Raw genomic sequence first — 12478 nt, 5'->3', positions numbered from 1 at the left:
GTGCCGCGGCATCTGCTAGAACGATCTCGTAACTGAAGGTGTGATAAACCTTTTTCGTGTTTACATTAGATTTATCAGTATTTCCGAAAATTATCCATATATCTACAATTTTTGGCATCCAATAATATCTGTTCCGGAGTGTATTTACCTTGGTTACTATCTATTAAAAAACTCGTAGGTACTACCAGCTTTTGTATTTACATCGTACACTATTCCTTTATTTACCGAGATACCCTTCAAATTCGCTTTCTCTGACAGAATTGGTCGTTTAACAGGTGACACATGATAAAACGGGTTTGGGTTCTCCCCTTTTGCCGGACGCAAAATGGCTACTTTAGCAGTAAGATCGTTGTGAACTTTAAGCCTGCAATTTCCGCCTAAATTGGATTTTATCCTGAGATAAGTAACCTTTCCATCTTTCCAATCCATATCGATCATAAATCCCCCTCGGGCGATAAGTCCTTTTATGCTCCCTTTTGGCCAATTATCGGGGATCGCCGGTAAAAGATGAATTGCGCCATCGTGCGACTGTAAAAGCATTTCTGCGATGCCTGATGTGCAACCAAAATTTCCATCAATCTGGAAAGGAGGATGTGCATCAAAGAGATTAGGATACGTTCCCCCACTCTGTCCTGATTTTTCTATTGAAGCTGGATTCAACTGGTCTTCTATTAATTTATACGCACGATTTCCATCCAGCAATCTTGCCCACAAATTAACTTTCCAACCCATTGACCACCCGGTTGATTTGTCTCCCCGATAAGTTAGACTATTTTTTGCAGCCTCAAATAGTTCGGGATTTCGAGATGGAGATATTTGAGCGCTTGGAAACAGTCCGTATAGATGGGAAACATGTCTGTGATTGTCTGTCGGTTTATCCCAATCTTGCAACCATTCCTGTAGTTGGCCATACTGTCCAATCTGCATGGGAGGCAGGCGTTTGATAAGAGCAGAAAGTGTATCGGCAAATAGATTATCCTTTTTTAGGATTGATGCTGAGCGGATCACGTTAGAGAAGACATCAAACACAAGTTGATTATCCATTGTGGCGCCGGCAGTTATGCCTATTCCAGGTTCATATTTGTTCTCCGGTGACATAGACGGAGATACAACCAGCCATTTGTTCGCGGGATCTTCCTGTAATATATCCACGTAAAATAGTGCGGCTCCCTTTAATACGGGATAGTACTCTTCCAAGAACTTCTTGTCGCCTGTAAATAAATAATGTTGCCAGATGTGTTGAGTAAGCCATGCCCCACCCATTGGCCACATGCCATAAAAGCCACCATCTACAACTCCGGTTATTCGCCATAGATCTGTATTATGATGCAGGTTCCAGCCCCGTGCATGGTACATGCCAGCGGCGCTTTCCTGACCTGTAACACTTAGATCTTTAAGCATTTTAAACAAGGGTTCGTGCAATTCTGGCAAGGCTGTGACTTCTGCCGGCCAGTAATTCATCTCGGTGTTTATATTCACAGTATACTTACTATCCCATGGTGGACTTAATTTGTCGTTCCATTTTCCCTGCAGGTTTGCCGGGTGTGTTCCTGGAAGCGAGCTGGATATTAATAGATAGCGTCCAAACTGAAAGTAAAGAGAAGTCAGGGCGGGATCATTCCCTTTAGCAAATTCCTTAATTCTGATATCAGTTGGTTTATTAACAGCATCGGTCACACCAAGATTCAGGCTTACACGGTCGAAGTATTTTTTATAAGCAGAAATATGTTCTGACTTAAGCCTCTCGTAGCTCTTTTTCGCCGCCTGACGCAGGTAAATCGCGGCCTTTTCTACTTCATTCCCGCTTATATCATTATAGCTGCGATAGTTAGTACCGATAGAAATAATTAAGGTTGCAGAATTTGCATTAGAAACGTGTATGCTGGTATCGGAGATTGATATTTTACCTCCCTCCACAACAGGTCGAATTTGCACCTGATAGCGAACTTTGCCTTTCTTATTCTCAACCGATGAGGTTAAACCTGCAAGTAACAGTTTACCATTTTGAGTTTGAACCTGATATTCTTTGAAGGGGCTATCCATCCCTAACCCGAACGAAATACTTCCCGATTTATCTGCTGTGAGTCTTACCGCAATAACCCGGTCGGTTAACGAAGCAATGAATTCACGTTTATAGTTGACACCTCCTGTTTGATAGGTTACGCTGGCTACTGCTTTGCTAATGTCCAGGTCACGACGGTATTTCGTGACCGGACCAGCATAACTAGATCGGATATATAGGTTGCCTGCGGTTTGATATTGCATTCCATGGTTAAGGTTGGCAGGTGCCTGGCGAGGAAAGGTCGCGTTAGACAAATCCTGCGCCTCCTTATACTTCCCTTCGAATAGTAATTTCCTTATTTGCTGGATTGGTTCATAAACGTTTTCTGGCACATTGTTTCCCGGCTCTCCGGCCCAGATTGTTTCTTCATTTAACTGAATTCGCTCATTAGTTACATCGCCAAATATCATTGCAGCTAGTGCTCCATTCCCAATAGGAAGAGCTTCGTTCCAATTTTCAGCAGGCTTGTTGTACCATAACGTTAATAATTTCGAGGGCTGGGCAAATACCTGCCCAGTGAGGATTAATAACAAAAAGAAGTGTCCAATTCTTAAGCTTGCCATTTTTTTATCTATTGTGTGAGTGTGTATGTTCATTGTTTGTTTTGGGATAGGTGGTTAACTATTGAATAAGCAGTGCGAATTCCTTCGATTAGATACTATCCGAACAATCGCATATAGGCTTCGTTCAGCAATACAAATGCAATAAGACCTCAATCCATTGAGGCATCTTCCCTCGCGTCATAAACTGCTAATCTTCTACAGGTTTTGGAATCCCGAAATAGAAATAGAGCGTTCGTTTTATAGGCCCGTTAAATTCATTGAGATCGCTGCTTGGTCCTAATCCTTTGACATTTTCATAGTTGATTCCCATTTTTGAACCTACTGGTGGAATCCCATCCAGGAAGGAAATATTACCTGTTGGAAGTTGCGGATGAGGTTTCTGTCCTTTAATCGCGTAAAAATCAAACAGGCGAACAAAAAGATCATTATCAGGGCTTGCGATAGTAAATTTCCCTTCCATTGTACTTAGTTCCATCCATACGACTTCAGAATAGTAGCCTTTGAATTCGGGAAAGATCCAGGGTGAGGTACCAGTCTGGGTATTGTTATACCTTTTTTCAAACACGTCGAATGTTACTCCCTGCAACCGGTTTTTCCAGACACGATATGGCCCTTTTCCCAACCATTTCACTCCAGTAACTAACCCTTCAGGGTAATCGAAACTAATACCACCAAAAGGATACTTGCCGTTTAAGGAGTATTGATAAGACATCTCTAACCATCCCGAAGGCTGCATTTTCCACCTGACAGATGTCATGTCCCCTGTATAAGAAGCTTCTACAATAATATCGTTCCCTTCTTTAATCGACTTAATTCCCGTAAAAGTGCTATTTCCGCTCGCCAGCACAGGACCGTTATCGAAGGATAATTGAGGATTTTTCTCGTTCTTGACATTAATCAGCTTACCCGTCCTTTTACTTAAGCTGATGGATATCCCATTGGCTTTCAAAGTAATCGAACTATCCGTTTCGGTTGCGACAGCACTGCCGTCTGCTCTTTCAGCATTTAAAACTTCTTCCAATAGTTGGGTATTAGACTTTACCTTCCAAACCCAGCGGTAAACCTCATTTTTATATGGATCGTATGCTCGAATAGCAAGGGCATCACTGCTTTTCCATCTGGCAGGTAGGTTTACTTTTAGAACTCCTTTCGCTACAGGAGCAACATCGGGAGCTGAGATAACTCCCTTATTTATTAAAGTATAACCGACGTCGTCGTCTTGCTTTTTATTGAATTTAAGCAACTCCCACTCAAAACTGCATTCTTTCAGGTTGGTGAAATTGAAACGGTTTTCTACCGGAATTTCACCTTTGAAATTTTCGGGCAATGCTTTCAGGCTTATTCTGACTGGTGAATAAATCTCGCGGATAGCGTGGAAACTTCCTTCCTTCTCGCGATGAGGACCAACAACTCCATCGGCGGCATTTGTCCCATTAACATCGATCATATTATTCAGATCTGTTCGCATAATGCCTTCATCTGCAAAATCCCAAATGAAACCACCTACTCCCTTTTTTGAATTCCAGTGGAGATCCCACATATCAGCAAGGCCAGCTGCACCTCCGCCGTCATGCATTGCGTGAAGAAATTCAGTTGGCATATACAGGTTTGTATCAGCAACTATTTTTTCTGCACTGTAATAATCTTCATAGTGATTGCAATCGATGCCGTTGATAGCATTTCCCGGACGGTGATGGGCATGGATGACTATTCTGGCAGAAAGATCATATTTGGCAAAGTCATCATCCAGATCCTTATTATGCCCACCCTCATTGCCATTGCTCCAGAATAAAATAGAGGGATGATTGGCATCACGCGTTACCATTTCCTTTACTCTCGTTTCTCCAACCTTTGTGCTGTATGCTTTTTGCCAGCCCGCCAGTTCGTCGATTACGTATAAACCAAGAGAATCACAAACTCGCAGAAAATTGGCGTCGGGCGGGTAATGCGAGCAACGAACTGCATTCATGTTCATTTCCTTGATCAGCTTTACATCTATCAGATCTGCTTCTGGATAGGTTGCACGTCCGTACTCTGGCCAGAACACGTGGCGGTTTACTCCTTTTATTTTAATTTTGGTTCCGTTTATATAGATACCGTCCTGCTTCCGAACTTCAATAGTCCGGAAGCCAAATTTTTCCGAAGTTTTATAAACTAGATTCCCATTGTTTTTAAGATAAATGTTAACCTTATAAAGGTTCGGAGTTTCTGCCGCCCAGAGTGCGGGTTGCTTCACAGTAGTTTTGAGGTTAACAACCGAGTCTTTTCCTGTTGTTTTCACCGAGCCAGTTCCCACAACTCTGCCAGCTTTATCAACGATCTCCGCTAATACTTCTCTGCCTGATCCAGCATTTTTAAGATACACATTTAGGTTGAATGCCCCATTAGCCTTCGCGTCAATTGACACCCAGTCTATATGTTCTTTCGGTAGGGCTTCAAGTAGTACGGGGCGATAGATGCCTCCAAAAATCCAGTAATCTGCCAACCGTTCGGCATTGTTAACGGATTTATCTGCCGACATTTTGCTAACGGTGACCTCTAACAAGTTTCTTTGGCCATATTTCAGCTTATCGCTGATGTTATATTTGAAGCGATAGAAGGCTCCCTGGTGAATTGGGCCAGCAGATTTCCCATTGATCTTTACTTCTGTATCCGTCATCGAGCCTTCGAAAACGATATACACATCTTTTCCCTGCCAAGATACGGGCACATCGAACTGGTACTTGTATAATCCTTTTTCATCATTAAATCTAAAGTTCTTGCCGTATGTCACATAGTCACGGCCGTAATTGTAACCACCAAAGCCATGCTGTTCCCAGTGAGAGGGCACGGGGATGGAAGTCCAGAAACCACTTTTACGCCCTCCTGTAACCCAGAAATCCCAGGTTTTAGTATTCTTAACATCTGTTCCCGAAAGGTATTGAACCTCTTTAGTTGTCCCGGATTGTGCTACTGCTACCGCAGAAGTAAGAACTAAAAGTCCGATAGCATAAATCCATTTCTTAACTTTCATAATTAAAGGTGTCTATTTTCTATATTGAATTAGTAGCTGACTGGCTGGCACATCAACCACAGAGCATTTATTCTTCGTTTTATAATCTCTACGCGCATCCTTCTTGTCCCATATCCTAAAACCAGATGGAATGTTAAGGCTAAAAAAATGGCATAGCACTCCCACGTCGCCTGTTTTTTAGGCAAAAATCAATTTGCAATCAGCTGTAATTACTGTTTAGATTTTAAATATTCAGATGGAGCAACATTATATTTTTCTCTGAAGCACGTGCTGAAATAACTGGAACTATTGAACCCGACCATATAACCAACTTCGGTAACTCCCATTTCACCTGTGTCCAAAAGTTGTTTTGCCCTTTTAAGCCGTATGTCTCTTACCAGTTCAACGGGCGACATATTCGTAAGGCTTTTGATTTTTTTGAAGAAGGTTGTTCGTCCCATTCCTATACCTTCCGCAACAGAATCAATTTTAAAGTGGATATCCGACATTTTAGTCTCTACGATCTGTATCACATCTTTCAAGAACTTTTCATCTCGGGGTGTTATAAATATTTCACTGGGTTCTAATTTTACAACTTTTGTTTTCTCAAGAATATTGCTAAGAATCCTTTGACGCTGTGTTACCAAATTCTTTATCAAGTGCTCGATATAATCAGTGTGAAATGGCTTTGTGACATAATAGTCTGCCCCAAAAGAAAGACCGTTTATCTGATCTTCAATCGAAGACTTTGCCGTTAGTAGGATAATTGGAATGTGGCTTGTTTCCATTTCACTTTTCAATTGATTAAGCATTTGAATTCCGTCCATCTCGGGCATCATAACGTCGCTGAGGATGACATCAGGTTGAAATTCTACAGCCTTCTTGCATCCTTGCCTTCCATTTTCTGCTTCAAGAACCTGGTAGCGTGAACTAAACTGATCAGCAAGAAGCTTTCTTAACTCTGTATTATCCTCAACAATCAATATTTTTGGAAGACCATCTGTATTTCCGGGTGGCTCAATATTCTGAACTTTAATGGGTTTGCTTTCAACTACCTGATTGATTACAGTTCTTTCTGACACGATATCATAGGGGTTATAATGTGAATTTCCTTTAAGCAGTTCTACCGCCACTGTAATTCCTTCTTCTTTATTATTGCTGGCAGATATCCTTCCCTTATGAAGTGTAATTATATCCTTACTTAATGCCAAACCAATACCGGTACCTTTAAATGCCTTATCCTGCCTATTATCCCCTTCGTAATAAAGTTTGAAAATATCTTGCAGCTTATCCTCACTCACTCCTACTCCTTCATCAATAACACTGACAGTTACATACTTTTCGCCATGGGCGTCTACTTCGACATAAACATGCTTTCCTACGGGAGTAAATTTGATAGCATTTGATATGATATTAAAAAACACAATCTCAATCTTTTCTTCATCACCCCACACAATACATTCATTGGACGAGCAAACCACTTTTAATTGGATATTCTTTTCAGAGCAAATGTCATTGAAATAAGAGGCTATCTGATTGAGAAAGCTAACAAGCTCAATGCTTTGAACACTTAATTTAAATTGTTGACTTTGGATCTTTCTTAAGTCGAGAAGCTGGTTAATGAAGCGAAGCATTCTTTTAGTATTTTTATCTGCTATCTCTAAATACTCGCGGCCTTTTGAACTTAGGTTTTCGGTTTCTCCAATTCTATTTAATGGGTTTACAATGAGTGTAAGAGGCGTCCTGAGTTCGTGAGAAACATTTGTAAAAAGCTGTAATTTCAGCTCTGTCATTTTTTTTTCTACAACTACCTTGTTTTTTAACCTGATAAGCGTTAAAGCAACTCTTCTGATTATTTCAATAATTACCAACGCGGCTAAACAATAGCCAAGAATCGCCCAATTACTTAACCACCAAGGCTTTAGTATATGGACTGATATTTCCTTTTCGGGAAGATTACTGAAGTAATAACTGTCAGTAACTTTTACTTTAAACGTATATTTCCCTGGAGGTATTTGGGTATAGGCAGCTTTTCGTTGATTCTTTACGTGATGCCACGTCTTATCGTAGCCTTCGAGTATGTAAGAGTATGAGATATTTTTTGACAACCTGAAATCTAAAAGAGCATATTCGAAAGCTATAAAGTTCTGGTCGAACCTAAGTATAATCTCCTTGGCATAATTAATGGCATATTTTATACCCGGATTTGAATTTCTTGTATTAATGTCTGTGTTGTATAGCTGAAAATTGGTAAGTGCTAGTAAAGACTTGAATTTCTGATTAACCAGCTTGTCCGGGCGAAAAGAAATATAACCGTTAAGACATCCGAAATATATCTCTCCTGTGTTAGATCTAAAAACGGCTGACTCTGAAAAACGGGTTTTGGGCAAGCCATCATAATTATCATAATTTCTAAATATGCCCCTCCTGTGATCTAGCCTGGATAATCCATTTTCAGTAGCGATCCATAGTCCGCCAATGTCGTCTTCAACTATGCTAAGAATTATGTCGTTAGGTAGCCCCTGTTCTCTGGTAAATGTCTTAAACCGCAGAGGTTGCTTTAGATCTGAAGGAGAAGAAATCAATTTACTTACTCCTCCTCCAAAAGTACCGATCCAGATATTCTTATCGCGGGCCTGATAGATATATAACGCATCATTACTACCAAGGCTCGACCTGTCTCCTGGTATCTTTGTAGTTTTTATAAATGAAACGTTGTCCAGGTCTTGGTTTGGATCAAAACGCAATAAGCCATCTGTCGTAGCTAGCCAGATCCGTTTATCTGGCCCTTGAATTATATGCCTGATAACATTAAAAGCTTTATTCGGATATTTTTTGAAGGTATTATTAGTATTTCTGAACTTATATCTTCCGTTTTCAAAAACCAGCAGATTTAACCCTTTACCAAATGTTCCGACCCATACCCTGCCCTTATCGTCGACCAGTATTGAGTATATCTGGTCACCGCTTATACCATAAGGATTATTCAACTCTCGGACGAAGCGAGTTAACTTGTACTGAGTTCTTTCTTTATTCAGAGGATCTAACTTCAAAAGGCCCTGACCTTTTGTCCCAATCCAAATGGTTCCGTCTTTTCCTTCTGTGATACAATATATTCTTCCTAATTCTGGATAAGGAGCACTTAAGAGCCCTTTGATTTCTTTACCATTTTTATATACCCGCAACTTTCCAGTTTTAGAGGTAATCCACGTTTTACCATCCTGATCTTGGAATAGAGCTCGTACTTCGTTATCAGACTTTGCATTTGGATCCTTAATCAGCAGATGATGCTTAAAGTTATTCGAAGGGAAGACAACCTTATTGAGACCTCCATTTCGGGAGCTAAACCAAAGAACCCCTTTGCTATCTGAAAGCGCAGAAACTACACTGTTCGAAAAAAGCTTATTTGAAGCACCAGGCTCATTGTAGAAGAAGTCTAGTCTATCTTCTGCACGGTTAAAATATCCAAAATCTGCATTCTTTAATCTTACCCATACCACATGATTTACATCCTCAAAAATATTGTAGCCTTTATCGCCGTAAGGATTCTGGCCCTTCGAAGTAAAATATTTGAACTTTCCATCAGTAGGCGAATACCTATAAACACCGGCGTTGGGCGTCTCTATCCACAAATTGCCGTTGGAGTCTTCAAAAATCGATTGAAGCTTCTTCTGGCTCCCATCACCTAAACGACGGAAAACTGCGCCTCTTTCGAATAGAAACAGGCCGGCGGATTTGGTAGTAACGTAGGTTTTTCCTGTATTTGATGCCCGCACATCAGATATTTCAGTTCCTTGAATTTTGAAGTTCGAAAAAGTTTTTCCTTTTTCGTGATATCTGATTAAAACACCACTGGTACTACCAAAATATATTTCACCGGCGCTGTTTCCAGAAACGGAAGTAACACTTAAATTGCTTGCATAAACCTTGGGTGAAGAGAAATAGGATGAATACTTGCTTCCCCTTTTTATCAGGCAAACAAGACCTTTTTTCGTTCCAAACCAAATTTTATGATCCTTATCTTCATAGATGAAATTTACGGCCCTGCCGGCAAATAGATATCTGCCTGAACTAAAATTGACAACTCGCAAGCTATTATTAGCGCCAGGTGAGACGCAAAGAACTTCCCTGTTTTCAGTAAGAAGCCAGGTATCACCATTAACAAGGGGGATGATTTTTTTGAAATATAAATGCTCTAAATTTTCTCCTGAAACTGATTTAGAAAGGGCAGTGAACTCCTCTGTTTTTTTATCAAAGCGATAAACTTTACGGTCGTAAGTCATCACCCACAGGTATCCAAGCTGGTCTTCTACAATATCCCTAACTTTATTATTTCTAAGGTCTGACTTATCACCTGGTCTAGACTTGTATGTCGTAAAAGTGTGACCGTCAAACCGATTAATGCCGTCCCATGTACCCAACCATATAAAGCCTTCTCTATCCTGTTTAATACACAAAACTCCATTGTGAGACAAACCGTCTTCAGTAGAATAATGGGTAAACTTCGGTTCTGGAAGTGTCGCTAAAACTGCAAACTGGTTCCCAAAAAGAAATGCCAGTAGAAAACAAAGCTCTTTCAAATATTAATCCTCCCCCTATCACATTATGAATGACTATAGTAAATATAGATTCCTTTTTGATGACTTGGAGCAACGATTATTCAATCGTTACACTAGATATTAAATTTTATGGGATGTACAGTTCAGGTACACCCGAATTATTAGATTTTCCTTTTATTATTTTATTTCCTATTGCTTGATACACTTCAGAGTCTCTACTCCCGAAGCCTTTACTATTTTAATAAAGTAAATGCCTGAAGCAAGATTACTTCCCGTAGAAACTTGTTCTTTAGCCTCTCCTCTTTCCAGCTCTTTACCTAACTGATCAAAAACAAAGTAGCTAAATCTGTCGGCTGATCTAATTGTGAATTTATCTGTAGATGGATTTGGATAAATTATTGAACTACTATTCTTTTGTTCTATTAGTGATAGCTCGTTAACTTTTACGTCCATAACAGTAGCTCCGGAGCAACTTAAAACACCAGGGTTATTTCCTGTCACTTTAAGATAATCAATATTAGAAAGTCCACTTGCGGTAGTACTTTCCAATCTGACCGTGTTTTGCCCTGCTCCTAACAGACGAGTAACCGAAACATCTTTCCATGTTGTCCAACTACCAGTAGTGGGGAAACTTATATTTTCAAGGACTTCAGATCCATTAACTAGCAGTCTTGCTACTCTATTATCTCCCGCGCCATTTGCCTGGCGCCAGGTTAACGTATAAAGCCCTGCTTGCGGCACGTTGATTCGCCATACTATACCTCTATTTGCTACATTGTTAGTATTTGCAAAACCGCTGCCTGTAAATCCAGAATGATTAGAGTCAATAGTTCCCTGAACACTACAAAAGCCGGTTGAATTCTCCTGAATAGTAATGCTTGTGCCTGTTGCAGAATCTCCGCCAGTCAAAGAATTAAGATATTCCTCAAGATTCGTATATCCATCAGCATCAAGGTCTCCGTTATTATCTGCAACATTTATGTTCGTGCCATTTGCAGATTCCCATGAATCCGGCATTCCATCATTGTCAGAATCATATGGAGCAGACCCACTATTTAAAGTACCCACCCCATTCATCGGAGCGTTATTCTCATCACTGATAGTCTGGCCTATTGTTCCATACGACTGAAGCTCTGTAATTAGTCTTGCATCTGTTTTATCTCTTTTTTTATTGCACCCTGCATTTGCAATAACATAATTCAACGCTGCTTGTGGCGTTAGTTCCGTAACAACGGGATAATCAAAAGGAGTAGTTTTCCAGGTTACAGTTCCGTAGCCCGATTGAGGTATAACGCTACCATTTAATACCCCATCTTTATTAGAATCCTGGTAATTATTTGCAGCATAAATACTGAAATTGGTATTTCCACGACTAAACGCAGAAGTAGAGGTCTCGGGGCCGTTGATAAAATAATTGTTGGTAACATTAGCTGCTGAAGGACCGTCCGAATCGCCCAATATATACGCTGAAGCTACCCAGTTATAAATGACGTTATTTACAAACTGGTTTATACCCTTCACCTTTGGGTTTCTGGAGTTATTATCAATATATAAACTTCTAAGAATACTTATACCAGCATCCGACTGTAACAAGCCTCCGGTTGAGTGCCCTTGAAGCCCCTGTGCGATGATACAGTTTTGAAACGTCATATCACCAACTTCGTCTCCTGTAGCAGCACTAACATCTAATGTCCCATCCCTTCCCCAGGATACTGATACATGGTCGAAAATCATATTTTTACCATTCGCAATAGCAATTGCATCTTTACCATCACTTCCATTAATACCCATTCTGATACGAATGTACCTTACGATACTATTATCTGCATTTGTAAAGGAAAGACCATTGCCATAGATCATGATGCCATCACCCGGTGCTGTCTGACCCGCAATCGTTACGTTCTTCTGGACAACAATACGGGTACTGATTCTTATTATACCTCCTACTGTAAAAACAACGGTTCGATTAGGCTGACTCACAGCATCGCGAAATGAGCCAGGCCCGGAGTCATTCAGGTTAGTAACCTTATACACTGTACCGCCTCGTCCACCAGTAGCAAAACGGCCAAAACCTTCCGCTGATGGAAAGGCTAACTGTTGGCCGAGTACCTGTGTACTTAATAGTATTGCACCTCCAAGGGCGAAATGACGACTTTGCATTCCTAAACTTCTAAATGCAACTAAAAATTGATTAATCCTAGTTTTCCTCATATTTCTAGATTTATAATTGGTGTTACAAACCTATTGGTTAGTGGTCGCCAGCACTTTTGAAATTTGACGAAAAACTTTAAATAATTGTTAT

4 protein-coding genes are annotated in these 12478 nt (G+C 40.4%); all 4 read right to left on the bottom strand.

What is annotated here, in order from left to right:
- Positions 1-156: 156 nt before the first annotated feature.
- Complete coding sequence (locus tag J4N23_RS00070; protein ID WP_207424962.1) at positions 157-2625, bottom strand: glycoside hydrolase N-terminal domain-containing protein; 2469 nt, start codon at positions 2623-2625, stop codon at positions 157-159.
- Between the two features lie 187 nt (positions 2626-2812).
- Positions 2813-5638, bottom strand: coding sequence for a glycoside hydrolase family 2 TIM barrel-domain containing protein (locus J4N23_RS00065; protein ID WP_207424961.1), 2826 nt, complete (start codon positions 5636-5638; stop codon positions 2813-2815).
- A 209-nt stretch (positions 5639-5847) separates the two neighbouring features.
- Positions 5848-10197, bottom strand: coding sequence for a two-component regulator propeller domain-containing protein (locus J4N23_RS00060; RefSeq protein WP_207424960.1), 4350 nt, complete (start codon positions 10195-10197; stop codon positions 5848-5850).
- 168 nt (positions 10198-10365) lie between these two features.
- Positions 10366-12387 (bottom strand): carbohydrate-binding protein, encoded by a 2022-nt coding sequence (locus tag J4N23_RS00055; RefSeq protein ID WP_207424959.1) that lies wholly within the window; start codon positions 12385-12387, stop codon positions 10366-10368.
- Positions 12388-12478: the final 91 nt, after the last annotated feature.

Source organism: Pedobacter sp. SYSU D00535, from assembly GCF_017355855.1.
Lineage (GTDB): Bacteria > Bacteroidota > Bacteroidia > Sphingobacteriales > Sphingobacteriaceae > Desertivirga.
The sequence above is the reverse complement of the archived record's forward strand: the minus strand, read 5'-3'. Positions and strand labels throughout refer to the sequence as shown.

Excerpts from the sequence above, each read along its gene's own strand:
- J4N23_RS00070 (WP_207424962.1), bottom strand. The coding sequence starts at position 2,625 with ATGGCAAGCTTAAGAATTGGACACTTCTTTTTGTTATTAATCCTCACT.
- J4N23_RS00065 (WP_207424961.1), bottom strand. The coding sequence starts at position 5,638 with ATGAAAGTTAAGAAATGGATTTATGCTATCGGACTTTTAGTTCTTACT.
- J4N23_RS00055 (WP_207424959.1), bottom strand. The coding sequence starts at position 12,387 with ATGAGGAAAACTAGGATTAATCAATTTTTAGTTGCATTTAGAAGTTTA.